Raw genomic sequence first — 23,780 nt, 5'->3', positions numbered from 1 at the left:
CGGAACTTTCTTTCCGATGTTGGAAATTGGCGAAAGCTGTCGTCACATGCGATCTCCCCCCTTGAGGGGGAGATGCCCGGCAGGGCAGAGGGGGGCGCTGTCCCGCCGGCATCGCTAAAGGAGCGCCGCCGACCTCTCAGGCCAAAAACACCCTCTCGAACGCCTGCTTGCCCGGCGGCGAAAACAGCACGGCGCGGCTGTCCTTCTCGCGGCGCGCCCATTTCTCGGCAAGGATCTTGTCGAGGATGGCGGCGCCCAGCGTTCCCGCGAGGTGCGAGCGCCGCACGCTCCAGTCGAGGCAGGCGCGGCACACCGGCCGCCGCGGCTTGGTGTGGACGTCGATGCCGATCGCGGCGAAGTGCGAGGCCGCGGAGGGCCCGAGCCTGATCTCCTTGTCGTCGCGGACCAGTATGCTTCTATCGACAAGGCGATCCAGCATCGCAACGGCCTGCTCGCCGGCAAGGTGATCGTAGCAGACGCGCGCGATGCGCATCGCGCCGTCGCGGGGGCCCGGCCGCACGCGCCTGGGACCAACGGCTTCAGCCACACCGGTGATGGCTTCGATCATGCCGGCCACTTGCGGGCCGGCCAGCCCGTAATAACGATGCCGGCCCTGGCTGGCCAAGGTCAGCAACCCACCCTCCATCAGTTTGGACAGATGCGAGGACGCGGTCGGCAACGACACGCCGGCCTCCAGCGCCAGTTCGCTCGCGGTCAATGCCGTGCCGCCCATCAGGGCGTTCAGCATGTTGGCGCGGGCGGGATCGCCGACCAGGCTGGCGATGCGGGCAATGTCGGGTCCTTCACGCATAGTTCGTTCCCCATCGAAGCATTCTTGTCAGATAACCACTATTCTCCGACCAGATCAAGGAGATGACGATGACCGCACGAACCGCTTCCGCCCCTGCGCCGTTGCCCCGCCGCCAATCGTTCCCGTTCATCATCTGGGTCCGCTCGCGGCTGCTGGCCCGCTGGTATGACCGCCATTTGCAGCGCCGCGACCTCTGCGAGATCGACGACCATCTGCTGCGCGACCTCGGCCTGACACGGCAGGACGTGCGCCGCGAATGCGCGAAATCCTTCTGGCAGGCGTGACATCGGGTCATTTGCCTTAGCAGATCGGACGGCACGACGTTTCGACGCCGCTCGAACCATCGACGCGAAAACACTCTTCAAGGAGAGACCGAGATGACCATCACCTGCTTCATCCGCTATGAGATCGACCCGTTCGGCAAGGCCGCCTTCGAGGAGTATGCCCGGAACTGGGGCCAGGCCATTCCGCGCTGTGGCGCCGACCTGATCGGCTATTTCGCGCCGCATGAGGGCTCGGCCACGACGGCCTATGCCGCCTACAACATCGAAAACCTTGCCGCCTACGAGGCCTATCGCGCCCGGCTTGCCGCCGACCCCGCCGGCAAGGCAAACTACGAGTTCGCCCGCCGTGAACGCTTCATCCTCAGGGAGGACCGCATGTTCCTGAAACTGGCTTCCGGTCCGCATGCGCCGCTGGTGAAGCTATGATCGCCGTCATCTTCGAGGTGCAGCCCGCACAGGGCCGGCGCGAGGCCTATCTGAGCATCGCCGCCGAGTTGCGGCCGCTGCTCGACGGCGTCGATGGGTTCATCTCCATCGAGCGCTTCCAGAGCCTAGCCGACCCGAACCGCGTCCTGTCGCTGTCATTCTGGCGTGACGAGGAGGCGGTCAAGGCCTGGCGCAATACGGAGGAACACCGGCGGGCGCAGAAGGGAGGGCGCGGCGGTATCTTTGCCGGCTATAGATTGCGGATCGCCCACGTGGTGCGGGATTATGGGCTGACCGAGAGGGACGAGGCGCCGGCGGACAGCCGGGCGGTGAATGGGTGAGGGCTATTGGGGTTGATGTTGGCGCCGCCCCTCACCTGCCTGCCGGCATCCTCTCCCCGTATAGTGACGGGGAGAGGGGCGCTGTCATCGATGGTTTCGCCAGTCACCAGCGCGGCCGGAAAGAGCGCCCGCGCTGAAGCTGCCATTTCTCCCCGTCTCTATACGGGGAGAAATGTCCGGCAGGACAATGAGGGGCAGCGCTGTCCTTCGCCACTTTGTCTAAGCATTCCCGATCAGCACGCCCGCCGCGAACACCAGGGCTCCGCCCAGAACCACCTGGAAGGCGGCGCGCAGGAACGGGGTCTGCATGTAGCGGTTCTGGACGAAGGCGATGGCCCACAATTCGAAGAACACCACCACGGCGGCGACGCCGGTCGCCGTCCAGAAATGCGGGATGAGATAGGGCAATGCGTGGCCAAGCCCACCCGACGCCGTCATGACCCCGGTGGTGATGCCGCGCTTTATCGGAGAGCCTCGGCCCGATAGCTTGCCGTCGTCGGAGGCGACCTCGGTGAAGCCCATCGAAATGCCGGCGCCAATCGAGGCGGCGAGGCCGACCAGAAAAGTCTGCCACGTGTCATGCGTGGCAAAGGCGGCGGCAAAGATCGGTGCCAGTGTCGATACCGATCCGTCCATCAATCCGGCCAAGCCCGGCTGCACATAGGTCAGGATGAACTGGCGCTGCTCGGCGGCGGCCTCTTCATCCTTCACGTCACCCGGCACATGCTTGTGCTCGAGGCGCTGCGCAAGGGTCTCGTGGCCTTGTTCGACCAACGCCAGATCATTAAGCAGTTTTCGTGTCGAGGCATCCGTGGTGCGCTTGGCGGCCTCGACATAGAACAGGTAGGCCTGCCGCTCCATCGCCTCGGCTTGGCCGCGCACGGCCTCGATGCCGAGCGGCCGCACCAGCCAGTCCGGCTTGCGCTCATAATAGCCCTTCACATGTTCACGGCGGATCAACGGAATGCGCTCGCCGAAGCGCTTGCGAAAGAGTTCGATCAGTGAGTCGCGATGGCCGTCTTCCTCCTCGGCCATGGCCTCGAACAGTTTGGCCGATTGCGGGAAACTCTCGGCCAGTCCGTCCGCGTAGGCCCGGTAGATGCGCCCATCATCTTCCTCCGACGATATGGCCAGCGCCAGGATCTCCTTTTCGGAAAGCGATTCGAAGGGGCGGCGGCCGAAGCCGAAAACACGGGAAAGCATGAGGAAATCACCCTAGTTTAGAATTGTTCTAAACTAGGGTTTACGGCGTGCATGGTCAATCGCCAGCTTGGCCGTGGTCAAGAATAGTTGAAGCCCCGGTTCAGGGCATCGCTCTTCATTAGCAGTGAATGTTCACCTATATATCGGACCAAGCCATGAAAGGAACGAGCTGATGACGGCCAAGAAGCCTCCGCACGCCTATGACCCGAAACCGGTCCTCGATCTCATCGCCAGCATCGAGGCCGACATGCAACGCCTGAAAGGCCTGGTCGAGCAACAGGTCGAGAAATTCGACCCCGCCAACCCGCACAACAAGGCGCCGGACGGCAAGCTGACCGAGGAAGGCGTCGAGTGCTGCTACCGCATGTTCGACGAAGGCAAGTCGCGCTATTCGGTGGCCCAGCAGATGAAGATCTCGTTCGCCGCCGCCACGCATCGGTTCAACAGCTGGCGCAAGCTGGGCGGGACAAAAAGGCAGCGGACGCTGCTGGGTTGAATTGCGATACGCTGGCGGGACAGCGCCCCCCTCTGGCCTGCCGGCCATCTTCCCCTCAAAGGGGGAGATCGGATGTCACGACGGCTTTCGCCAATTTTCAACGCCGGAAAAAAGTGCCGCGATCGGAGCTGCCAATCTCCCCCCTCGAGGGGGAGATGCCCGGCAGGGCAGAGGGGGGCTCCGCCGGCATCGCTGGCTACATTTGTATCTTGATCACAATCGCTAAATTTGTCCCGGTCACATCTTTTCGTTGGCATCGCGCGAGCCTTTCCGTGCACCATGGCCGGATCGCATCGCCACAGGATCGCCATGACCACCCCTCCCGGCATCGCCGACATCCACGCCGCCGCCGCGCGCCTTTCGGGCCTGATCGTCGAGACGCCGCTGATCGAATCGCAGGAGCTGAACCGGCGCTTCGGCGGCCGCATCCTGTTCAAGCCGGAGACGCTGCAGCGCACCGGCTCGTTCAAGTTCCGCGGCGCCTACAACAAGCTGTCCTCGCTGAGCGAGGCGGAGCGCTCCCGTGGCGTCGTCGCCTTTTCCTCGGGCAACCATGCGCAAGGCGTGGCGGCTTCCGCCGCCATGTTCGGCGTCAAGGCGGTCATCGCCATGCCGGCGGATGCGCCTGACATGAAGATCGCCAATGTCCGCAAGATGGGCGCCGAGGTGGTGCCCTTCGACCGTTTCAAGGACGACCGCATGACGGTGGTTCGCCCCTATCTCGACAACGGCATGGCGCTGGTGCCGCCCTTCGACGATCCGGCCATCATCGCCGGACAGGGCACGATCGGACTGGAGCTGGTCAAGCAGGCGCGGGCGCTGGGTGTATCGCTCAACGCGGTCGTCGTCCCCTGTGGCGGCGGCGGCCTGACCAGCGGCATTTCCGTCGCGGTCAAGGATGCCTCGCCCGGCACCGCGATCTGGGCGGTCGAGCCCGAGCATTTCGACGACACGCGCCGCTCGCTGGCGGCGGGCGCCAGGGTTTCGAACGAGCCGGGCCACAGTTCGATCTGCGACGCGATCCTGACCGCCGAGCCGGGCGTCATCACCTTCGAGATCAACCGCCGCAACCTTGCCGGCGCCATCGCGGTCTCCGACAAGGCGACCGCGCGGGCGATGCGCGACGCCATGGCCTACCTGAAGCTGGTGGTCGAGCCCGGCGGCTGCGTCGCGCTGGCGGCGCTTTCATCGGGCGAGATCGAGCTGTCGGGTAAATGCGTTGCCGTGGTGCTGTCCGGCGGCAATGTCGATTTCGGCACCTATGCCGGGATCATGGCGGGATAGAGCAATTCTAGGAAAAGCGCGTAGCGCTTTCCCTAGGGAATTGCGTGAAAACAAAGAGTTAGAGCGGCGCAGTTCAGCAGGGCTTGGCGAGGCTCTCGTCAGTCCAGCGTGCGCCTAAAGCGCACCAATGCCACGCCGGCGAACAGCGCGACGAAGACCACCAGCCAGCCGATCTCGGTCGCCACCGCCGGCAGCTGGGCGCCCTTCAGCATCACCGCGCGGGTGATACGCAGGAAATGCGTCAGCGGGAAAATCTCGCCGAAGGTCTGTGCCCAGTCCGGCATGCCGCGATAGGGGAACATGAAGCCCGACAGCATGATCGACGGCAGGAAGAAGAAGAAGGTGAGCTGAAGCGCCTGCATCTGCGTGCGCGCGATGGTCGAGATCGTGTAGCCGAGCAACACCAGGGACAGCACGAACACCAGCACCGCCGACAGGAGCAGCGTCATCGAGCCGGTGAACGGTATGGCGAACAGAAGCTTCGACGCCGCCAGCACCACCACGACCTGCACCGCCCCGACCGCCAGATAGGGCAGCACCTTGCCCATCATGATCTCCAGCGGGCTCGACGGCATCGCCAGGAGGTTCTCCATCGTGCCGCGCTCGGTCTCGCGCGTCAGCGCGATCGAGGTCATCATCACCATGGTCATCTGCAGGATGACGCCGAGCAGGCCGGGCACGATGTTGTATTGCGAGATGCCTTCGGGATTGTAGCGCCGGTGGACGACGACATCGAGCTGTCCCCTGGCGGCCTCGGCGGCGGCTTCCTGCATGCCCTGCGCTCTCAGCAGCGCCTGGCCGGCGATGGTGCCGAGCGTCGAGATGGCGCCGCTGGCGACCGCCGGATCGGTGGCGTCGGCCTCGATCAGGATCTGCGGCTTGTCGCCGCGCTCGACGCGCCGGGCGAAATCGGCTGGGATGGTGACGACGAAGGCGACGTCGCCGCGCGCCATCAGGAACTCGGCCTCCTCAGCGCTTTGCGCGACATGATCGAAGCGGTAGTAGCCGGTGGTCTGCAGCGCCGAGACCATGGCACGGGTGTAGGGATCGCTGCTGGTCGCCACCAGCGCCGCCGGCAGGCTTTTCGGGTCGTTGTTGATGGCGTAGCCGAACAGGACGAGCTGTATCAGCGGCACGCCCAGCATCATGGCGAAGGTGATGCGGTCGCGCCGCATCTGGATGAATTCCTTGATCAGCAGGGCGCCGAGCCTCGCGAAGGAAAAGACGCTGTTCATGCCATGTTGTCCTTCGATCCCGACATGAACTGGATGAACACATCCTCCAGGCTGGTTTCGCCCGGTGTCACCGTCACGCCCTTGTGCTCTTTCTCGACATCGGCAAGGGCAGCCTCGAGCTTCTTGCGGTCGGAACCGACGACATGCAGCGTGGCGCCGAACGGAGCCACCTGGTCGACGCCGGGGCGGCCTTGCAGCGCTTGCGCCACCTCGTCGAGCCGGGGACCCTGCAGCACGAACGTGGTCAGGCCCGCATTCTTCACCACCTCGGCGACGGTGCCGGTGGCCAGCATCCTGCCATAGGAAATGTAGCTGATGCGGTGGCAGCGCTCGGCCTCGTCCATGTAATGGGTGGAGACCAGCACGGTGAGCCCGCCGCTGGCCAGGCGATGGATCTCGTCCCAGAACTCGCGCCGCGCCTTCGGGTCGACGCCGGCCGTCGGCTCGTCGAGCAGAAGCAGTTTCGGCTCGTGCATGATGCAGGCGGCCAGCGCCAGCCGCTGCTTCCAGCCGCCGGACAAGGTGCCGGCCAGCTGGTTGCGGCGCGTCGCCAGGCCGAGATCCTCCAATGTCCGGGCGACATACTCCTCGACCGGCTTCAGCCGGTAGAGCCGCGCCACGAATTCGAGATTCTCGCCGATCGTCAGATCCTCGTAGAACGAGAATTTCTGCGTCATGTAGCCGACTTCACGCTTGATCCTGAGCGCATCGGTACGGATGTTGAAACCCAGCACCGTACCTTCGCCCTCGTCCGGCGTCAGCAGGCCGCACATGATGCGGATGGTGGTGGTCTTGCCCGAGCCGTTGGGGCCGAGGAAGCCGACGATCTCGCCCTCGGCGACCGACATGGTCACGTGGTCGACGACGGTCTTGTCGCCGAAGCGCTTGACCAGGCCGTGAACGTCGATGACGTTCATTTTCCCATATCCGCGAGATCGACATCGACGATCTGGCCGGGCTGCAGCGGCCCCGCGTCGCCCTCCGGCCGCGCCTCGACGAGGTAGACCAGCTTCTGCCGATTCTCGAGCGAATAGATCACCGGCGGGGTGAATTCGGGATCGGGCGAGACGTAACTGACGCGCGCCTTCACGTCCGGGCCGCAGCCGTCGCAACGGACGCTGAGCAGGCTGCCGACCTTGACCGAGGAGAAGGCGCTTTCCGGAATATAGACACTGAGCTTCACCGCGCCGTCGGGAAGCACCGAGATGACAGGCGCGGTCGGACCCGCCGTGTCGCCCGGATTGCGGATGACGTCGTTGACACGGCCGGGCGAAGGGGCGGCGAGGGTGCGCTTGGACAGGCGCCATTGCGCCTGTTCCAGCTCCGCCCGCGCCTGCTTGACCTGGTTGTCGGCGGCCTTGATCGTCTCGGTCCGCGCCGGCAGGCCGCCGACGGCGAGATTGGCCTGCGCCTGGCCGACCTGGGCATTGGCGGTTTCCAGCGTCGCCGAGGCGGTGTCATAGTCCGCTTGGGTGCCGGTACCGCGCTTGAACAGATCGGCGGCGCGGTCGTATTTGCGCTTGGCGTCGTCGGCCTGCGCCTTGGCCATGTCGACCTGGGCTCTGAGCGCTGCGATTTCTTCCGGCCGCTTGCCGACCTGCAGGTCGGCAAGTTGCGCCTGCGCCTGGGCGAGGGCCGCCTGCGCTTGCGCCACCGCGATCTTGGCGTCGGCGTTTTCGAGTGTCACCACAATGGCTCCCGGCGTGACGCGGTCGCCGCGCTTCACCATCACCGTCTCGACCTGCGCCACCTCGATCGGCGCAAGGAGCACGTAATCGCCCTCGACATAACCGACGGCGAGCGGTGCCGCCGGCGCGCAGGCACCAAACAGTTGGGCGGCGAGCGGCAGCGAACACAGAAAGCTCATTGTCCCGATCCCTTCATCCCTGCCGCCTTTCGGGCGGCCAGTATGGCGCCGAGGTTGTCCGTGGCGACCGCCACCACCTTGGCGGCCTCTGCGGCACCGATGTCGTGCCAGCCCATGCGGCGCATCACCGCCTCGCGGCCGATGCGGAAATAGATGACCTGGCCGATCAGCGTGAACACAGTGAGCCGGGTCCGTTCGCTCTCGGCCGGCTCGCCGGTGGCTTGCTCCCAGATCAGGCACAGCCGGCGATGCGTCGGCTCGAAGACGCCTTCATAGATGCGGTCGAGCGCCGCCGTCGGATGCGACAGCTCACGCAGCACGAACTGCACGATCTCTCCGGCCTGCGGGCTGGCAACGACAAAGCCGACCATCCGCTCCAGGGCCGCGAAGAGCTGCGCCCGCGCCGCCTCCGGGTCGCTTGCCGACGCCGCCTGTCCATTGCCAAGCGCCTGGCCGGCGACGGCCTGAATGGTCTCGACGATAAAGTCGGCGGCAGCGGTGCGAAGACCTTCCTTGCCGCCGAAATGATAGGCGATCGAGCCGATATTGGCCCCCGCCTCGGCCGCAATCTCTCGCGTCGAGGTGCCGTCGAATCCTTGCCGCCCGAACAGTTTCAGCGCCGCCCGGACGAGCGCGGCACGCGTCAGCTCAGCCGGCGATGTCGCGCGGCGGGGCGTCTTGGCGTTCGGCAATTTGGTCATGGGCAAGACTTTAATCAATCGATTGATTAAAGTCAACTTGTGCGCGGCGCCGTCTTGCCATCGCGCGCGGCAACCGCTTTAGTGCGTGGCCATGGGCAAGGAAATCGAGCGCAAGTTCCTGGTCTCCAGCACCGCATGGCGAGATCTGGTGGAAGCGGATATCCGCATTCTCCAGTTCTATCTCGCCATGGCACCCGGACGAACCGTCCGCATCCGCATCAGTGACGGAGCCTCGGCCAAACTGACGCTCAAATTCGGCAGCAGCGCGCGCGAGCGCGACGAATTCGAATATCCGATCCCGCTTGAGGAGGCGGTGGAAATGCTGGACTTCGCCATCGGACGTGTCATCGACAAGACACGTCACCATGTTAGGCATCGCGGCTATCTCTATGAAGTCGACGTTTTTGGCGGCGCACTGGCGGGACTTGTGGTGGCCGAACTCGAGACTCCGGAAGACGTTCCGGGTGAAATGCTGCCGGACTGGCTCGGCCGTGAAGTCACCGGCGATCAGAAGTTCTACAACGCGTCGCTCGCCCTCGGGGGGATACCGGAGATCGCCGCATGAGCTTTCGCATAGACCCGCGCATGCCGCTGACCGGGGAGGTCAGACGCATCCTTGCCGAGGAAATCGGCAAGGCCCTGCTGCATCTGGATGCGGCGCGCACCCGGCCGGAACAGGGGCTGCACAAATGCCGGAAGCGGCTGAAGAGCGCGCGTGCCCTGCTGCGGCTCGTTCGTTCCGGAGACGAAACATTCTGCGCCACGGAAAACCAATGCTATCGCAATGTGGCGGCGCTGCTTGCCGGCCCGCGTGAGGCGACGGCGCTGATCGAAACCATCGACCGGCTGGCTGCGAGTTTCGCGAAGGAAAGCGCCGATGGCGGGCTCGATGCCGTGCGCGACAGGCTCATCGCCCGCCAGCACGATTTGCATGAGGGCGCCGGGCTGCAGGCCGCGATCGGAGCGGCCACCGCGGCCTGCGAAGACGGCATGAAGCGCATCGAATCCCTTGTCCTGCCCGACCAGCCGGAACAGGCCGCCGACGTGCTCGCCGAAGGCGCGCGCGCCACCTTGCGCCGTGCCAGGAAGGCGCTCGACAAGGCCGGCGCGCACGGCGAGGCCAACGACTTCCACGACCTGCGCAAGGCGGCCAAGACGCATGGCATGCACCTGTCGCTGCTTGGCAGGCTGTGGCCGACGCCGATCAAGGCGCGGCGCAAGGCCGTCGATGAACTGGGCGAACGGCTCGGCGAACTGCATGACGTGTTCGTCATGCGTGCGCTGCTCGAGGCCGATAGCGAGCCGCTTGGGCCGCCCGAGGATACGAAACTTCTCGGCAAGCTGCTCAAGCGCTCGGAAAAGGGCCTGAAGAAGGCGTGCCTTGCCGAGGCGGCCGAACTGTTCGGCGACAGCCCGAAGCGCTCGACGAAGATGCTTGCCCGCAAGGCCCGCGACGATCTTGCCGGCGCGGCGCAGGAAGACGGGAACGCGACGGTGGGCTGATGCGCCAGTGCCTCCCCTTCTCACCCTTGTGGGAGAAGGGAGAACGCGCCGGGCGCGCTGGCACGTTCCCGCCACCTCATGCTAGTCACGCGTAGTCATGACCCAGCCCGCCGACACGCTCCTAGACCGCATAGGCCGCTGGCTTGCCGGCCGGCTGCAGGAAGAATCCTCGGGTTACGAGCCCTACACGCCTTCCGACGCCGAAACACTGCGCCGCACGCTGGAGCCGGGCGACATCCTGCTGATCGAGGGCAACCAGAAAATCTCGGCGGCGATCAAATACCTGACCCAGTCGACGTGGTCGCACGCGGCCTTCTATGTCGGCGACGCATTGGCCGAACCGGACGACGGCTCGGAACGGCGGCGCCTGATCGAGGTTACGCTCGGCGGAGGCTGTGTCGCCGTGCCGCTGTCGCGGTACCGGAGCTACAACACCCGCATCTGCCGGGCGAGCGGCCTGACACCCGAAGACCGTGACAAGGTCGTTGCCTTCATGATCGGCAAGCTCGGCCTGAAATACGATCTCAAGAACATCTTCGACATGCTGCGCTATTTCCTGCCGGCGCCGCCGGTACCGGTGCGCTGGCGCCGCCGCATGCTGGCTTTCGGCTCCGGCAACCCGACCCGGGCGATCTGCTCGACGCTGATCGCCGAGGCTTACGGCCAGATCCGCTATCCGATCCTGCCCGAGATAACCCGCGCGCCCGGCCGCGCCTCCGCACAGTCGACCTATATGCGCAAGGAAATCCTGCACATTCGTCACCACTCGCTCTACACGCCGCGCGATTTCGACCTGTCGCCGTTTTTCCGCATCGTCAAGCCGACGCTGGAATATGGTTTCGACTACCGGCAAATGGTCTGGGACGACAAGGCAAGCACAGACGCCGCAGCCGCAAAGGCTGGCGCAACCGCGACGGACACGTGATGGCTTTCGGCCTAGGTCAGGACACGCGGCCTACCGCTATCCCGCCGAGGTGCAGGCGTTTCACATGGCGGCCTATGTCACGCCGGAACCGCAATAGAACCCTGGTTTTCGGCTCTGTGTTCGACCCAGACATGGACCGGTTCGTCCCGGCCGCGGATGCTCATCGGTCCATGATCGCGCGCATTCAACGGTGTCGTGGGCGATTCCGCCTTCGCGGCCTCAATCAGTCGTGACCCAAAGCAAATATTCACCTGAAGCTCACGGCAGAGCGACTGCAAACGGCTGGCGACGTTGACGGTGTCGCCCACCACCGCGAAGGACAGATTGCGCTCGCTGCCGACCGCGCCGATGACCACTGCGCCATATTGTGCACCGATCCGAACGTCCAGCGGCGGGTATCCCCTGGACACCCGCTGTACATTCCAGTCTTCGAGAGCGGCGACCATCGCTTCAGCGCATTGGATGGCCCGAGTCGCGTCGTCATGGTTGGCTTGCGGAACCCCGAATGTCGCCATGATGCAATCGCCGATATAGTTATCGACGGTGCCATGGTGGTCGAAAACGACTTGTTCCATGCGACGGTGGAACTGACGCAGAAGTTCGAACACTGCTTCGGCCGGATGATCCTCGGAATAGTGTGTGAAGCCGACGATGTCGGCAAACAGCACCGCGATATCCTGCCGGCGGACCGGGCCGAAGGGCTCGTCATCGGTGGCGAGCTGGTCGACGACATTGGGCGAAAAATGCCGGGCGAGATTGGCGCGGGCGCGCTCTGCCTTGACGTAGTCCTCCGAGAGATGTCGGGAACGAAAGACGACCAGCGCCATGATCGCGCCGATAATCAGCACAACCAACACGTTGGTCGCCTGCGCAAATGTATCGACGAAATTGGGGTTGAGATAGAGGTTCAGTCGCTCTGTCATTGGCAGCGAATAGAGGTTCGTCGCCGGAATTACGGTTCCCGGATGGGAAATCACCCATCCCACCCCGATCGCCCATGTCAGGGCCGCGAGCGCGCCGAGATAGAGTGCCAATCGTGTCGAAAGGGTCAGAGCGCCAAGGCATACGAAAATCAGCAGGTATTTAAAGCTGCCCTCGCGCAGTTGCATCGCGGCCGGCGCGACCTCCAGGGAAAACGGGTTGGGCGTTATCAGCAGAACGGTCAACAGAATGATGTCCAGCGTACCGGCGAGGTAACCGATCCACCATCGCGCCGTGCGACGGCGAGCAAAGAGAAACTGGATCAGGCCGATGAGCTGGAACAGCACGAGGCCCGCCAGCACGAAGAGCAGCGAAGCATCCCAGCGGCTGGTCAATGAAAAGAAGCAGGAGATCACGGCGAGCGATGCCGTACGCGCCCAGAACTGTAATGCAGCACCCTGGCGTTCTGCACGCGCCCGCAAATTTTTCAGGCGCGAATAGCGGCGAAGTTCAAGTGTTGGCGCGGTCGACATAGGATCACTTCGATTTCACGGGGACGTGTCACGCATTCGGCAAACCCGCCTTCTACAATCTGACAAATCAGTGCGCGAACTATATCATGAATGTGATTTCGTTTTTCTGTATCAGGCCGGTAACGGGCGGCGTCCCTTTGCTGGAGCGGCGGGCCGATCGAACGCCCCGGCGTCGCGCGGATGCGGGCCGATCGGCATGATCGCCTCGAACGGCGTGGCGCCGAAGGCGAACGTCCATTTGTAGCCGACCAACCCGTCCTCGGGCGTGGTGTGCTGGTCGTGATGGGCCAGCAGCTTCGCGCGGTCGGCCAGCTCCTCGGCCTCGCGCCGCACCATCTCCGCCGTCTCCGGCCGCATCCGCCTGGAGAAGCTGACGAAGGTCGCCTCCCGCTCGATATGGGTGATCGCCCAACCGATGAAATTCTTGTTGGTCATCTCGAACAGCGGCCTGAGCGGCCCCTCGAAATTCCACTGGATCGGCGTTTCGACCAGCAATTTCGCCGACAGGCCACGGCCGAGCGCGATCAGCCCGAGTTCCTCGAGGTCGCGCAGATAGAGGAACATCGAGGCTTCGCTCAGGCCCTGCGAGCGCATGATGCCTTCCGGCGTGAACTTTTCCGACAGCATGACGAAGACGAACAGCAGCGCCGGCCGGCCGGCAAGCCGGCGTTCGATCTCGGGCGCGATGTGGTTGACCGGCCCCGGCCCCCTGCTCATCGAGCCGAGCACGTTTTCCAGCTCGACGCCGGCGGCGGCGCAGATCTCCACCAGGCGGTCGAGCTTGCAGTTCTTCTCATGGAAGATGCGCTTCACCGTCGGCTCGGAAACGCCCATGCGCTCGGCGAGGCCGCGATAGGTGACGCCCTTCGCCTTTAGCGTCCGCTTCAGCGCCTCGAAGATCAAACCATTCATGGGATGCACCTCTTGCGGTCGGTTTCGTATCGACATTCGATACTAACTCCAAATACTCTTTCCGAAAAGTATCGAGAACCCTAGGTCTTCGCCATCATCAAAGGAGACCGGACATGAAACGCCTCATCACCTCCGCCTTCATCGCCGCCATCGGCATCGCCGCTCCCGCCCAGGCCGGCGAGCTCTGGCGCGCAACGGGCCTCGAACAGCCCGAATCGGCGCTGTTCGACGCCGCCAACGACCGCATCATCGTTTCCAACATCGTCGGCAACCCAGGCGATGCCGACGGCAATGGCTATCTCAGCGTGCTGTCCCTCGACGGCAAGATCGTAACCCAGCACTGGGCCGACGGCATGGATGCGCCCAAGGGCATGGCGATATCGGGCGGCAAGCTCTATGTCGCCGACATCACCAAGGTCCGCGTCGTCGACCTCGCCAGCGGCAAGCTCGTCGCCAGCATCGTTGTGCCGAACGCGGTCTTCCTGAACGACATGACATCGGACCGGTCCGGCAAGGTCTATGTCACTGACATGCTGGCCGACACGATCTACCGCATCGACGGCGAAAGGCCGGATCTGTTCGTCAAGGACCCGCTGCTTGCCTCGCCGAACGGCGTCTTCGCCGATGGCGGCAGGCTGATCGTGGCCTCATGGGGCAAGGGCATCAAGGCCGATTTCAGCACCGCCGAGCCCGGCGGGCTGCTGTCGGTAGACCTCGCCAGCAAGACGGTAACGCCGCTGGCGGGCGCCCAAAGGTTCGCCGACCTCGACGGCATCGTCGCCATTGGCGACACCATCTATGCCACCGCCTACATGACCGGCACGCTCTACCGATACAGGACCGGCGGCACGCCGGAAGCGGTGGCGCATTTCAAGCCGGGCAGCGCCGACATCGGCACCGACGGCAAGTCGATCCTCTATGTACCACTGATGAACGAGGGCGAGGTGGCGGCGCTGAAGATCGATTGAGAACCGCCGCCGCGGGGCCGACCCGTGCGACCTTCGCTGACAGCCGTGGATGGACCGTGGTAGGACGGTCCATCCACGGTGATGGTCAGGGAGGTGTGCCATGGACGACCGCGAGATCAGAGCGGCCCCATGGATGCCGTGAGCCACAGCGACAATCATCCGCCGCTCGCGCGGGACGACCTGCCGGACGATACGGCCGCCCTCGCCCGCGATCTCATCGGCAAGCTGGTGGTGCGCGACTTGCCCGAAGGCAGGGTCAGCGGCCGCATCGTCGAGACCGAGGCCTATGTCGTCGGCGATGCCGCCGGGCACGGCTTTCGGGGAATGACGCCGCGCAACCGGTCGTTGTTTCTCGAGCGCGGGCACGCCTATGTCTATCTCGCCTACGGCATCTCGTTCATGCTGAACGTTTCGAGCGAGACGCAAGGCAGGGGAACCGGCGTGCTGATCCGGGCGCTGGAGCCGCTGGAAGGCATCGCTATCATGCGGCTGAACCGTGGCGTCGAGCGCCTGCGCGACCTGGCGCGCGGGCCGGGAAGGCTGGCCGCGGCATTGCGGATCGATCGATCGCTCGACGGGATCGACCTTTGCCGGGAAGGCCCGCTATGGCTCGCACACGAAGACCACGTCCCCGCTGAAATCGGGCAGAGCATCAGGATCGGCATTTCGAAGGATGCCGAACGCCTGCTGCGATTTTACCTGAAGGCAAGTCCTTTCGTCAGCGGCCCGGGATCGCTCAACCGTTGAGGGACGGCTGCTCCGCCTCCTGTTCTCCCGCCAGCTGCGCGCGCGCATCGCGGATCGAAGCGGCATAGGTCACCAGCGGCCGCTTGACGCCGTGGTTGATCAGCATGCGCCGTGTCCGTGGCGAGGCGCCCGAAATGATGAAGCGCACGCCGGCGCGCCTCGCCTTGCGGGCCGCGCTTTCGATGACATTGGCCGCCGTCGAATCAAAAAGCGGCACGGCCGAACAGTCGAGGATGAAGTTGCGGCGCTGGTCGGCGATGCGGTCGAGCACGCTGCCGACGGTGGAGGCGGCACCGAAGAAGAAGGCGCCCGAGATGCGATAGACGACGGTGTCGGCGTCAGCGGCCTCGCTGGAATCGTAGCCGCCGGAGCCGCTGTCGGCGACATCGTCCTGCGCCAGATCCGCCTCGACGGCGACGGACTTCGCCATGCGATCGATGAACAGGATCGAGCCGAGCGCGAAGCCGACGACGATGCCTTCGGTCAGGTCGCGGAAGACGACGATCAGGAAGGTCGCCAGCAGCACCAGCGCATCGCCGCGCGATGCCCTGAGCAGCGTGACGAAAGCCTGTTTCTCGAACATGTTCCAGCAGACCACCGCCAGCACGCCGGCAAGGGCCGAGAGCGGGATGTAGCTGGCGAGTGGCGCCGCCACCAGCATCAGCACCAGCAGGATGGCCGAATGGACGATGCCCGAAACCGGGCCGTGTGCGCCGGCCCGCACATTGGTGGCGGTGCGGGCGATGGTGCCGGTGGCGCAGACGCCGCCGAACAGGGCGGACGCGATGTTGGCGAAGCCTTGCGCCACCAGCTCGCAATTCGAGCGGTGCCGCCGGCCCGTCATGCCGTCGGCTACAACGGCCGACAGCAGCGATTCGATGGCGCCGAGCAGCGCGAAGGCGATGGCGTCGGGCAGGACGTCGAGCATCCTGCCGAAGCTGACCGGGGGCAGGCCAGGCCATTGCAGGCTGCGCGGGATGCCGCCATAGCGCGTGCCGATCGTCTCGGCCGGCAGTGCAAACAGCGCCACGACGAGCGAGGCAAGCCCGATGGCGATCAACATGGAAGGCCATTTCGGCCGCCACCGCTTCAGGAAAACGATGGTTGCGATGGTCAGCACCGCCACCAGGGTTGCGGCGGGGTTGATCGTGCCGGTCGCTTCGCCAAGCGCGATCAGCTTGGGCACGAACGGTCCGGGCTCCTTGCCCGGCAGGGTCAGCCCGAACAGTTCGACGATCTGGCCGGAGAAGATGATGACGGCAATGCCGGCGGTGAAGCCGACGGTGACCGGATAGGGAATGAATTTGATGTAGGTGCCGAGGCGGAGGTACCCGATCGCAAGCAGGAAGACGCCCGCCATCATCGTCGCCAGCAGCAGGCCGTCGACGCCAACCCGCGCAACCGTTGCCGCCACCAGCACGATGAAGGCGCCGGCCGGGCCGCCGATCTGGAAGCGGCTGCCGCCCAAGGCCGAGATGATGAAGCCGCCGACGATGGAGGTGTAGAGGCCGCGTTCCGGCGTCACGCCCGACGCGATCGCGATTGCCATCGACAGCGGCAGCGCGACGATGGCTACGGTCAGGCCGGACATGAAGTCCGCCTTGAATTGCGGCAGGTGGTAACCCTCCCGCCAGACTGTCACCAGCTTCGGCGTGAACAGTTCGGAAAATGTCGGCTTCACCGGCTGGTGGGCCGCTTGATGCACTGTCTGACGCGCTTGATCCATGGACTGCCTTCCGCACCTGCAAAGGCGGCGGGATCGTCGGCAGGACTGTCGGCGGTCGCCGTCGCGACTTATGCCGGCTCAGCCCTGGGATCCGGCGACACGGCGGGCTTGAGGCGCACGCCCCTGCCGCCTCGCTCGCTGGCCTGGTTCTCGCCGATCAGTTCCACCCCTGCCTCGTCGAGAGCCTGGATGACCTTCATCAGCGTATCGACCACGCCCCGGACCACGCCATCGCTCGCTTCCATGCGCTGGATGGTTGGAAGCGAAACGCCGGCGCGCTCGGCGAGCGTCTTCTGGTCGATGCCGGCCAAGGCCCTTGCGGCACGCATCTGCGCGGCAGTGATCATCGGCCGGAACCCATGTCTGAGTCTGCTGATATAACGTATAATACCTTCATTATGATGTTTCAAGCATCATTATAAGGGTTTCAGACGTAAGCGTCTTCGCCAGATTGTCCATTTTCTTCGATACTTCCCGAGGATTTCAAGCTAGGGTGCTGCCCATCCGGGGCAGGGGTAACGCGGTTGAACGTTTTCAAGACCTTGATGACATCGGCAGGCTTGCTGTCGATGGTTTTGGCGCTGGCGGGCTGTGGCGGGCATCTCATCAACAGATTGATCTGACGGCGGGGTCAGGCGTCGTCGCTCACCGCCTGGCGCCGTTGCAGAAGCCGCGCCACCAACCAGCATAGCATCGCCCAGGCGAAACCGGCACACCAGCCCGCCAGCACATCGGACGGCCAGTGGACGCCGAGATAGATGCGGCTGACCCCGACCAGCACCGTCGTGAGCACCGCCAGGAACAAGACGTAGACCTTGGTCGTCCGGCCCGGCAGGAAGCGCGCCGCCAGCGAACCGAGCGTGAGATAGGTCACCGCCGACAGCATGGCATGGCCGCTCGGGAAGGAAAGCGAGGTCGCGTTGACCAGATGCGAAACCAGTTCCGGGCGCGGCCGGTCGACGCCGACTTTCAGCAGGCTCGACAGCACCTCGCCACCAGCCACGGCGACGAGGATGAGAAGCGCGGTTCCACGCCTGCGGATCAAGAGCAGATAGATGATCGTCGCCGTGGTGACCAGCGCCAGCACGCTGGTACTGCCAAGGCTGGTGATGTCGCGCATCGCCCCTTCCAGCCATGATGGGCCGATGGGAACGCCGGGCTGGCCCGGCTGGCGGAAGGCGAGAAGTATCTCGGTGTCGAAACCATGCGGGGCGGTGGCGCGTGCTACCTCCATGAGTTCCACGAAGCCCCACAGCCCGCCGGCGATGACCAGGCCGGCGAGCAGCACCGGGAATTCGATCCGGTTGAACAGAGTGCCTGCGTTGTCTTTCATCGGGCCGGTACCTCGGTCGTCATATCATCGCCCTTGCAGATAGGGCCCGAGCGTGATCAGCGCCACGGCGGCGATCGCCAGTGCGATGCCGGCCGCCTGCAGCGCGTTGACGCGCTCGCCGAAGAACACCAGCGCCACCACGTTGACCGAGACCAGCTGGATCACCGCCGAGAGGCTGAACGACACCGACATGCCGAACTCGCGGATCAGCCGCAGCATGATCAAATTGCCCAGCGAATAGAGCGCCAGCGTCAGCAGGATCTTGCCCAGGCTCGGCGCCAGGCCCCATTGCTTGGCGGCGGTCGCTGCCAGCAGGAAGATCACCGTCGAAAAGCCAAGCTGCAGCAATCCCGAAAAACTCAATGTCTCGTCCCCCTCGAAGCGGCTTTCGCCTGATATCGCGGACCTTGTTTCCGAAGCGCGCCGAGACGTCAAGCAACGTCGCTCCAAGGAGGGTCTTGGCAAGGGCGAGACTGAAGCTCAATGTGCTGGAATCGCCCGGCATGTCGATAGAAGGGCGGTCAGGGGTCCATGATTCGTATTCTTCAGAACTTGGCGCGGCGCTGGAGCGAGCTTTCCCTTGCCCTGCAATTCGTCGTTGCCGGCGGCTTTGGGCTGCTTGTCGTCATGCTGGTCGTAGGGACTTGGGTGACGACGCAGATCCGGGACGGCGTCACCCGCAATTCGGCTGCCACGACGGCGCTTTATGTCGACAGCGTGATTGCGCCGCTGCTGCCCGACCTGCGCAAGAACGAGGAGCTCAGCGAATCCGTCAAACAGGCGCTCGACGAGACGCTCGGCCAGGGCGCGCTCGGCAAACGCCTGGCATCGTTCAGGCTCTGGCGCCGCGACGGCACGGTGCTCTACGCGAAGGACACGGAATTGATCGGCCGCCGCTTCGACCTGAACAAAAATCTGCGTTCCGCCTTCCAGGGCAGTGTCGTTGCCCAATTCGATACGTTCGACGAAAACGAAGACAAGGTGCGGGGCTCGGGCGTGCCGTTGCTCGAGATTTACAATCCGGTGCGCGAACCCTGGTCCGGCGACGTGGTCGCCGTCACCGAATTCTATGAGGTCGCGACCGATTTCAAAGCCACGCTGGCTTCCGCCCTGCGGTCGAGCTGGCTGGTCGTGGCCGGCACCACCTTGACCGCATTCCTGCTTCTGTCGGGCATCGTCCTGCGCGCCAGCCGCACCATCGACGACCAGCGCGGGGCGCTGCGCCGGCAGGTGTCGGAGCTGCAAGGCCTGGTGACGCAGAACAGCGCCTTGCGGCAACGCGTGCAGCGGGCGTCGCGGCGCGCCACCGCACTCAACGAAAGATACCTGCGGCGGATCGGCGCCGACCTGCATGACGGCCCTGCCCAGCTCGTGGCCCTGGCGGCGCTGCGCATGGACAGTCCTGTGTTTACCGGCGACGGCCATGGCAGCGAAGGTCGCTCGACCGAGGTCGCGATGATCCGCAAGACGCTGGAGGACGCGATGCGCGAGATACGCGGCATCTGCAACGGCCTGGTGCTGCCGCAGATAGAAACGGCGGCGGCGGCGGATGTGTTGCGGCTGGCCATCGAGGAACATGAGCACCGTACCGGCACGTCGGTGAAGCTGACGCTGCCCGGACATTTGCCCGAGCCCGGCGCTTCTGAGAAGATCAGCATCTATCGCTTCGTGCAGGAGGGGCTGAACAATGCCTACCGCCACGGGCGGGGGAAGGATCAGGCGGTGCGTGCAGGAATGAAAGATGGCAGGCTTTTCGTTGAAGTGTCGGATGGCGGGCCGGGCTTCGATCCGGCGCGGGCCGAGGGGTTGGGGTTGGCCGGCCTCAGGGAGCGGGTCGAAAGCATCGGCGGACAGTTCGAAACCCTGAGCGGGCCGAAAGGCACGAAGCTGGTGATCCGTCTTTCGGTTGAGGAGCAAGCATGATGGGCGCAATCCGCATCGCCATTGTCGACGACCATCCGCTGTTCCGCGAAGGCGTGACGCGCAGCCTGTCGGAGATCGGAGGCTTCGAGATGGCCGGGGAAGGTGCGACCGCGCAGGACGCGGAACGCATCGCCTCGACCGTGCAGCCCGACATCTTGCTGCTCGACATTTCGATGCCAGGCGGCGGCCTGGCCGCGGTTGCAAACATCCTTGCCGACCATCCCGCCCAGAAGATCGTCCTGTTGACTGTTTCAGAGGCCAATGCCGATGTGACCAAGGCCCTGAACGCGGGGGTGCGCGGCTATGTCCTCAAAGGCGTCGGGTCGCGCTCGCTCGCCGATATCCTGCGCAACGTGGCGGCTGGCGAAAGCTATCTTTCGCCGATGCTGTCGGCCCGGCTGCTTTCCGATGTGCAGTCCCTGCAGCCTGCCAACGGCGTGGCGGACCGGCTGCGGCAACTCACCGGCCGGCAGACCGAAATCCTGCGGCTGGTGGCGGAGGGGCTGAGCAACAAGGAAGTCGCCTTGCGCCTGGAGCTGCAGGAGAAGACCGTCAAGCACCACATGACGGGGGTGCTGTCGAAACTCAACGTGCGAAACCGCACTGAAGCAGCCCTCATGATGCGCGAGTTTCGCGACCGCGAGCGGGACTTCTCATAGGGCGGTTCAGCGTTTGATCGCCGAGTCGCTCCAGCTCTTGTTTTTACGCATTCCGCCAGGAAAAGCGCTACGCCACGCAAAAGGAGGTCACCTCCGCCGGGGGGCGGCGGAGGTGACGTGTGAAACCGGTCGTTGCCTGTTGACCAGCTTCACAAGGGCGAAATTCACAGGGCCGAAATTCACAGGCCCTTGAGACGGCTGACATCGGCCGGTGTGGCCCGGCGGTCGATGATCGTGCGGCCGAGCGCATCCTTCATCCTGAAACGGCCGTTCTCGATGGTTTCCGTCATGCCGTCGGGGTGCTGAACTGAAATCTTGCTGCCGTCCACGTCGACCTTGTCGCCGGTCGTGGCGTTGACATGGCTGGAGTTGTTGTCGCCCTGCCCCTTGCCTTTTCCGTTGTTGCCGCCGCCGCTATTCCCGTTATTCCCGTTACTGTTCCCGCTATTCCCACTGTTGCCGTTGCCACTGCTGCCGCCGCTGTTACCGCCGTTTCCGCTGTTACCGCCGCCGTTGCCATTGCCGCTGCTACCGCCGCCGCTGTTGCCACCCCTGTCGGCATGTGCGGTTGCGGCATGGATTCCAGGCACGAAGCCATGGAGGGTAATTCCATAGGGGGCGACGGTCAGCGCCAGAAGGGCCGCCGATCCGAGAACCAGACGGCAACAACGGGCCGTGATCGATCCGTGCATACTGATCTCCGTCGATTGAGCCGGCGCGCTCACCCCAACGTTGCAGTGCAACCAACATCGCCGAAAGACGTGGTGACCGGAAGCGACCTCCGACCGTTGCGTTTCTCTCTCAGGACCTTTGCAGGCGCAAGGTTGGACCAAAGTCCCAGACCCGGCATGAAAAACGGTAGCGTGAGGGAGCGGCAGGGCCGATATCCTGTCACGAAAATGTGATCCGCCGACTGTAAGGCGTCGAACAGGCAACAAGCTCCAGCCAATCCAAGCCAGAGGCTCCCATGACCGAACATCGCACCCCCGACGCCCGATTCCGCACCAGCCTGCTCGAGGAAAACGAAGGCCCGGCCAACAATCCCAGCGAAAACCGCACGATGGGCGAGATCATCGCCGCACGTTTTTCGCGCCGTGGCTTCCTCAAAGGTTCGCTTGCCGTCTCGGCGATCGCCGCCACCGTCAGCCCGCTGGCCATGATCGCCGCCGGCGATGCCCGCGCCGCGGACGGCTCGGCCTTCAAATTCGACGAGCTGGAGGCCGGTATCGACGACAAGCACCATGTCGCGCCGGGCTACGACGCCGACGTGCTGTTGCGCTGGGGGGATCCGCTGTTTGCCGATTCGCCGGAATTCGACCCAACCAAGCAGTCGGCGCAAGCCCAGGCAAGGCAGTTCGGCTACAACAACGACTATGTCGGCTATATCGCGATCGACGGCTCGGCGGACCATGGCCTGCTGGTGGTCAACCACGAATACACCAACCCGCATCTGATGTTCCCGGGCCTCGTCAAGATCGTCGAGAAGGACGGCAAGAAGTCGGCCGAGGTGGCGCCGCTCTCGAAGGAGCAGGTCGATGTCGAGATGGCCGCCCATGGCGGCACCATCGTCGAGATCCGCAAGGACGGCGGCAAATGGCAGGTGGTGCGCGACGGCAAGCTCAACCGCCGCATCACCTCCAGCACCGAGATGGCGCTGTCCGGCCCGGTCGCCGGCCATGACCGCGTCAAGACCAATGCCGATCCGTCCGGAATGAAAGTCTTCGGCACGATCAACAACTGCGCCGGCGGCGTCACGCCCTGGGGCACCTATGTGATGGCCGAGGAGAACATCCATGGCTATTTTTCCGGCGAGCTGCCGGAAGGCCACAAGGAAGCCGCCAACTACAAGCGCCTCGGCATCCCGGAAGGCGCCTATGAATGGGGCGGGCATTACGACCGCTTCAACCTCGCCAAGGAACCGAACGAGCCCAACCGCTTCGGCTGGATCGTCGAGGTCGACGTCAACGACCCGAATTCGGTGCCGCGCAAGCGCACCGCCATGGGTCGCTTCAAGCATGAGGGCGCCGAATCGATCGTCGCCAAGGACGGCCGCGTCGTCTTCTATCTCGGCGACGACGAGCGCTTCGACTATGTCTACAAATTCGTCACCAAGGGCATGTTCAACGCCGGCGACCGCGCGGCCAACAAGGACCTGCTCGACGACGGCACGCTGCATGTCGCCAAATTCGCCGAGGACGGCTCGGTCGAATGGATGCCGATCGTGTTCGGCCAGGGTCCGCTGACGGCGGAAAACGGTTTTGCCGGCCAGGCCGACGTGCTGATCGAGACGCGCCGCGCCGCCGACCTGCTTGGCGCCACCAAGATGGACCGGCCAGAAGACATCCAGCCCAATGCCGGCAACGGCAAGGTCTATGTCATGCTGACCAACAATTCCAAGCGCAAGGCCGATCAGGTCGAGGCCGCCAACCCTCGCGCCGGGAATGCCTTCGGCCATATCATCGAGATCGTCGAGGACGGCGGCGATTTCGCCGCCACCAAGGGCAAGTGGGAAGTGCTGCTGAAATGCGGCGACCCGTCGGTGGCCGATGTCGGGGCCACCTTCTCCACCGCGACGACGGCCAATGGCTGGTTCGGCATGCCCGACAATTGCGCGGTCGATTCGGCCGGGCGCCTGTGGGTCGCCACCGACGGCCAGGGCCCGAAAGCCACCGGCCGCACCGACGGCCTGTGGGCGGTGGACACGGAAGGATCGGCGCGGGCGACCTCGAAACTGTTCTTCCGGGTGCCGATCGGCGCCGAGATGTGCGGGCCGCTGTTTACGCCGGACGATCAGACCGCCTTCGTCGCCGTCCAGCATCCGGGCGACGGTGGCGAGGACTGGGAAGCGTTTGGCCGGCCCTCCTATTATGAGGACCCGTCGACCCGCTGGCCCGACTTCAAGCCCGACATGCCGGTGCGGCCGGCGGTCGTGGCGATCACCAAACAGGGCGGCGGCAAGATCGCCGTCTGACGTCGGGCGAG

26 protein-coding genes are annotated in these 23,780 nt (G+C 64.6%); 13 read left to right on the top strand and 13 right to left on the bottom strand.

The annotated features are described in order from the left end of the window. Positions 1-136: 136 nt before the first annotated feature. Entirely contained in the window at positions 137-811 is a 675-nt protein-coding gene (locus tag LB543_RS25525; RefSeq protein ID WP_224616132.1) for an ArsR/SmtB family transcription factor, read from the bottom strand. Between the two features lie 68 nt (positions 812-879). Between LB543_RS25525 and LB543_RS25520 the strand changes: the two genes are divergently transcribed. From LB543_RS25520 to LB543_RS25510, 3 genes are all read left to right on the top strand, one after another. Then, positions 880-1,095 carry a DUF1127 domain-containing protein gene (locus LB543_RS25520; RefSeq protein ID WP_140765063.1) on the top strand — a complete coding sequence of 72 codons (216 nt, stop codon included), beginning with the start codon at positions 880-882 and terminating at the stop codon, positions 1,093-1,095. Between the two features lie 93 nt (positions 1,096-1,188). Beyond that, positions 1,189-1,521 (top strand): NIPSNAP family protein, encoded by a 333-nt coding sequence (locus tag LB543_RS25515; RefSeq protein WP_140749876.1) that lies wholly within the window; start codon positions 1,189-1,191, stop codon positions 1,519-1,521. Further along, positions 1,518-1,862 carry an antibiotic biosynthesis monooxygenase family protein gene (locus tag LB543_RS25510; RefSeq protein ID WP_224616131.1) on the top strand — a complete coding sequence of 115 codons (345 nt, stop codon included), beginning with the start codon at positions 1,518-1,520 and terminating at the stop codon, positions 1,860-1,862. The genes LB543_RS25515 and LB543_RS25510 overlap by 4 nt, the downstream gene beginning before the upstream one ends. Before the next feature lie 219 nt (positions 1,863-2,081). On the opposite strand, the gene mbfA is transcribed toward LB543_RS25510, so the two are convergent. Beyond that, positions 2,082-3,065, bottom strand: a complete 984-nt coding sequence (gene mbfA, locus LB543_RS25505) for an iron exporter MbfA (protein ID WP_140812190.1) — start codon at positions 3,063-3,065, stop codon at positions 2,082-2,084. A gap of 172 nt (positions 3,066-3,237) precedes the next feature. On the opposite strand from mbfA, the gene LB543_RS25500 reads away from it, so the two are divergent. Together LB543_RS25500 and LB543_RS25495 are read left to right on the top strand one after the other, a co-directional pair. Next, positions 3,238-3,561 (top strand): hypothetical protein, encoded by a 324-nt coding sequence (locus tag LB543_RS25500; protein WP_140812189.1) that lies wholly within the window; start codon positions 3,238-3,240, stop codon positions 3,559-3,561. A 309-nt stretch (positions 3,562-3,870) separates the two neighbouring features. Further along, positions 3,871-4,845: a threonine/serine dehydratase gene (locus LB543_RS25495; protein ID WP_224616130.1), complete on the top strand. Its 975-nt coding sequence runs from the start codon at positions 3,871-3,873 to the stop codon at positions 4,843-4,845. Between the two features lie 98 nt (positions 4,846-4,943). On the opposite strand, the gene LB543_RS25490 is transcribed toward LB543_RS25495, so the two are convergent. From LB543_RS25490 to LB543_RS25475, 4 genes are read right to left on the bottom strand one after another with little or no spacing between them, the layout of a single operon-like run. Beyond that, positions 4,944-6,080 (bottom strand): ABC transporter permease, encoded by a 1,137-nt coding sequence (locus tag LB543_RS25490; RefSeq protein ID WP_149908249.1) that lies wholly within the window; start codon positions 6,078-6,080, stop codon positions 4,944-4,946. Further along, positions 6,077-6,997 (bottom strand): ABC transporter ATP-binding protein, encoded by a 921-nt coding sequence (locus tag LB543_RS25485; RefSeq protein WP_224595915.1) that lies wholly within the window; start codon positions 6,995-6,997, stop codon positions 6,077-6,079. Before LB543_RS25485 ends, LB543_RS25490 begins: the two co-directional genes overlap by 4 nt. After that, positions 6,994-7,947 carry an HlyD family secretion protein gene (locus LB543_RS25480; protein ID WP_224616129.1) on the bottom strand — a complete coding sequence of 318 codons (954 nt, stop codon included), beginning with the start codon at positions 7,945-7,947 and terminating at the stop codon, positions 6,994-6,996. Before LB543_RS25480 ends, LB543_RS25485 begins: the two co-directional genes overlap by 4 nt. Beyond that, positions 7,944-8,648 (bottom strand): CerR family C-terminal domain-containing protein, encoded by a 705-nt coding sequence (locus LB543_RS25475; protein ID WP_224616128.1) that lies wholly within the window; start codon positions 8,646-8,648, stop codon positions 7,944-7,946. The genes LB543_RS25480 and LB543_RS25475 overlap by 4 nt, the downstream gene beginning before the upstream one ends. A gap of 91 nt (positions 8,649-8,739) precedes the next feature. Between LB543_RS25475 and LB543_RS25470 the strand changes: the two genes are divergently transcribed. From LB543_RS25470 to LB543_RS25460, 3 genes are all read left to right on the top strand, one after another. Then, a complete protein-coding gene (locus LB543_RS25470) occupies positions 8,740-9,213 on the top strand; it encodes a CYTH domain-containing protein (RefSeq protein WP_224616127.1) in 474 nt (157 codons plus the stop codon). After that, positions 9,210-10,151, top strand: coding sequence for a CHAD domain-containing protein (locus LB543_RS25465; protein ID WP_224616126.1), 942 nt, complete (start codon positions 9,210-9,212; stop codon positions 10,149-10,151). The genes LB543_RS25470 and LB543_RS25465 overlap by 4 nt, the downstream gene beginning before the upstream one ends. A 97-nt stretch (positions 10,152-10,248) precedes the next feature. Then, positions 10,249-11,076: a YiiX/YebB-like N1pC/P60 family cysteine hydrolase gene (locus tag LB543_RS25460; RefSeq protein WP_224616125.1), complete on the top strand. Its 828-nt coding sequence runs from the start codon at positions 10,249-10,251 to the stop codon at positions 11,074-11,076. Between the two features lie 77 nt (positions 11,077-11,153). Here the strand turns inward: LB543_RS25460 and LB543_RS25455 are convergent, their stop codons facing one another. Further along, positions 11,154-12,530: an adenylate/guanylate cyclase domain-containing protein gene (locus tag LB543_RS25455; RefSeq protein ID WP_224616124.1), complete on the bottom strand. Its 1,377-nt coding sequence runs from the start codon at positions 12,528-12,530 to the stop codon at positions 11,154-11,156. A 111-nt stretch (positions 12,531-12,641) separates the two neighbouring features. Next, entirely contained in the window at positions 12,642-13,442 is an 801-nt protein-coding gene (locus LB543_RS25450; RefSeq protein ID WP_224616123.1) for a helix-turn-helix domain-containing protein, read from the bottom strand. A gap of 113 nt (positions 13,443-13,555) precedes the next feature. Here LB543_RS25450 and LB543_RS25445 point away from each other — a divergent pair, with 113 nt between their 5' ends. Both LB543_RS25445 and LB543_RS25440 read left to right on the top strand, forming a co-directional pair. Continuing rightward, positions 13,556-14,410, top strand: coding sequence for an SMP-30/gluconolactonase/LRE family protein (locus LB543_RS25445; RefSeq protein WP_224616122.1), 855 nt, complete (start codon positions 13,556-13,558; stop codon positions 14,408-14,410). Positions 14,411-14,539: 129 nt separating this feature from the next. Next, positions 14,540-15,157, top strand: a complete 618-nt coding sequence (locus tag LB543_RS25440; RefSeq protein ID WP_140765207.1) for a DNA-3-methyladenine glycosylase — start codon at positions 14,540-14,542, stop codon at positions 15,155-15,157. Here the strand turns inward: LB543_RS25440 and LB543_RS25435 are convergent. The 4 genes from LB543_RS25435 to LB543_RS25420 form a co-directional block, all read right to left on the bottom strand. Further along, positions 15,147-16,883, bottom strand: coding sequence for a SulP family inorganic anion transporter (locus LB543_RS25435; protein WP_224616121.1), 1,737 nt, complete (start codon positions 16,881-16,883; stop codon positions 15,147-15,149). The genes LB543_RS25440 and LB543_RS25435 overlap by 11 nt on opposite strands. Before the next feature lie 68 nt (positions 16,884-16,951). Beyond that, positions 16,952-17,230, bottom strand: coding sequence for a helix-turn-helix domain-containing protein (locus tag LB543_RS25430; RefSeq protein ID WP_140765203.1), 279 nt, complete (start codon positions 17,228-17,230; stop codon positions 16,952-16,954). A 284-nt stretch (positions 17,231-17,514) separates the two neighbouring features. Further along, positions 17,515-18,216 (bottom strand): phosphatase PAP2 family protein, encoded by a 702-nt coding sequence (locus LB543_RS25425; protein ID WP_140765201.1) that lies wholly within the window; start codon positions 18,214-18,216, stop codon positions 17,515-17,517. A 24-nt stretch (positions 18,217-18,240) separates the two neighbouring features. Further along, positions 18,241-18,579 (bottom strand): hypothetical protein, encoded by a 339-nt coding sequence (locus tag LB543_RS25420; protein WP_140765229.1) that lies wholly within the window; start codon positions 18,577-18,579, stop codon positions 18,241-18,243. Between the two features lie 168 nt (positions 18,580-18,747). On the opposite strand from LB543_RS25420, the gene LB543_RS25415 reads away from it, so the two are divergent. Both LB543_RS25415 and LB543_RS25410 read left to right on the top strand, forming a co-directional pair. Beyond that, positions 18,748-20,139, top strand: coding sequence for a sensor histidine kinase (locus tag LB543_RS25415; RefSeq protein ID WP_224616120.1), 1,392 nt, complete (start codon positions 18,748-18,750; stop codon positions 20,137-20,139). Continuing rightward, positions 20,136-20,798, top strand: a complete 663-nt coding sequence (locus tag LB543_RS25410) for a response regulator (protein ID WP_140765197.1) — start codon at positions 20,136-20,138, stop codon at positions 20,796-20,798. The genes LB543_RS25415 and LB543_RS25410 overlap by 4 nt, the downstream gene beginning before the upstream one ends. Positions 20,799-20,977: 179 nt before the next feature. Here the strand turns inward: LB543_RS25410 and LB543_RS25405 are convergent, their stop codons facing one another. After that, positions 20,978-21,490, bottom strand: coding sequence for a hypothetical protein (locus tag LB543_RS25405; RefSeq protein ID WP_224616119.1), 513 nt, complete (start codon positions 21,488-21,490; stop codon positions 20,978-20,980). Between the two features lie 275 nt (positions 21,491-21,765). Here LB543_RS25405 and LB543_RS25400 point away from each other — a divergent pair, with 275 nt between their 5' ends. Further along, positions 21,766-23,769 carry a PhoX family protein gene (locus LB543_RS25400; protein WP_224616118.1) on the top strand — a complete coding sequence of 668 codons (2,004 nt, stop codon included), beginning with the start codon at positions 21,766-21,768 and terminating at the stop codon, positions 23,767-23,769. The last annotated feature ends 11 nt before the right edge of the window (positions 23,770-23,780 follow it).

It is taken from the genome of Mesorhizobium sp. ESP7-2, from assembly GCF_020164715.1.
Taxonomy (GTDB): domain Bacteria; phylum Pseudomonadota; class Alphaproteobacteria; order Rhizobiales; family Rhizobiaceae; genus Mesorhizobium.
Note: the sequence above shows the minus strand (reverse complement) of the source record. Positions and strands in the feature narration are given on the sequence as shown.

Coding starts and splice junctions, on each gene's coding strand:
- LB543_RS25525 (WP_224616132.1), bottom strand. CDS start 811: ATGCGTGAAGGACCCGACATTGCCCGCATCGCCAGCCTGGTCGGCGAT.
- LB543_RS25520 (WP_140765063.1), top strand. CDS start 880: ATGACCGCACGAACCGCTTCCGCCCCTGCGCCGTTGCCCCGCCGCCAA.
- LB543_RS25515 (WP_140749876.1), top strand. CDS start 1,189: ATGACCATCACCTGCTTCATCCGCTATGAGATCGACCCGTTCGGCAAG.
- LB543_RS25510 (WP_224616131.1), top strand. CDS start 1,518: ATGATCGCCGTCATCTTCGAGGTGCAGCCCGCACAGGGCCGGCGCGAG.
- mbfA (WP_140812190.1), bottom strand. CDS start 3,065: ATGCTTTCCCGTGTTTTCGGCTTCGGCCGCCGCCCCTTCGAATCGCTT.
- LB543_RS25500 (WP_140812189.1), top strand. CDS start 3,238: ATGACGGCCAAGAAGCCTCCGCACGCCTATGACCCGAAACCGGTCCTC.
- LB543_RS25495 (WP_224616130.1), top strand. CDS start 3,871: ATGACCACCCCTCCCGGCATCGCCGACATCCACGCCGCCGCCGCGCGC.
- LB543_RS25490 (WP_149908249.1), bottom strand. CDS start 6,080: ATGAACAGCGTCTTTTCCTTCGCGAGGCTCGGCGCCCTGCTGATCAAG.
- LB543_RS25485 (WP_224595915.1), bottom strand. CDS start 6,997: ATGAACGTCATCGACGTTCACGGCCTGGTCAAGCGCTTCGGCGACAAG.
- LB543_RS25480 (WP_224616129.1), bottom strand. CDS start 7,947: ATGAGCTTTCTGTGTTCGCTGCCGCTCGCCGCCCAACTGTTTGGTGCC.
- LB543_RS25475 (WP_224616128.1), bottom strand. CDS start 8,648: ATGACCAAATTGCCGAACGCCAAGACGCCCCGCCGCGCGACATCGCCG.
- LB543_RS25470 (WP_224616127.1), top strand. CDS start 8,740: ATGGGCAAGGAAATCGAGCGCAAGTTCCTGGTCTCCAGCACCGCATGG.
- LB543_RS25465 (WP_224616126.1), top strand. CDS start 9,210: ATGAGCTTTCGCATAGACCCGCGCATGCCGCTGACCGGGGAGGTCAGA.
- LB543_RS25460 (WP_224616125.1), top strand. CDS start 10,249: ATGACCCAGCCCGCCGACACGCTCCTAGACCGCATAGGCCGCTGGCTT.
- LB543_RS25455 (WP_224616124.1), bottom strand. CDS start 12,530: ATGTCGACCGCGCCAACACTTGAACTTCGCCGCTATTCGCGCCTGAAA.
- LB543_RS25450 (WP_224616123.1), bottom strand. CDS start 13,442: ATGAATGGTTTGATCTTCGAGGCGCTGAAGCGGACGCTAAAGGCGAAG.
- LB543_RS25445 (WP_224616122.1), top strand. CDS start 13,556: ATGAAACGCCTCATCACCTCCGCCTTCATCGCCGCCATCGGCATCGCC.
- LB543_RS25440 (WP_140765207.1), top strand. CDS start 14,540: ATGGATGCCGTGAGCCACAGCGACAATCATCCGCCGCTCGCGCGGGAC.
- LB543_RS25435 (WP_224616121.1), bottom strand. CDS start 16,883: ATGGATCAAGCGCGTCAGACAGTGCATCAAGCGGCCCACCAGCCGGTG.
- LB543_RS25430 (WP_140765203.1), bottom strand. CDS start 17,230: ATGATCACTGCCGCGCAGATGCGTGCCGCAAGGGCCTTGGCCGGCATC.
- LB543_RS25425 (WP_140765201.1), bottom strand. CDS start 18,216: ATGAAAGACAACGCAGGCACTCTGTTCAACCGGATCGAATTCCCGGTG.
- LB543_RS25415 (WP_224616120.1), top strand. CDS start 18,748: ATGATTCGTATTCTTCAGAACTTGGCGCGGCGCTGGAGCGAGCTTTCC.
- LB543_RS25410 (WP_140765197.1), top strand. CDS start 20,136: ATGATGGGCGCAATCCGCATCGCCATTGTCGACGACCATCCGCTGTTC.
- LB543_RS25405 (WP_224616119.1), bottom strand. CDS start 21,490: ATGCACGGATCGATCACGGCCCGTTGTTGCCGTCTGGTTCTCGGATCG.
- LB543_RS25400 (WP_224616118.1), top strand. CDS start 21,766: ATGACCGAACATCGCACCCCCGACGCCCGATTCCGCACCAGCCTGCTC.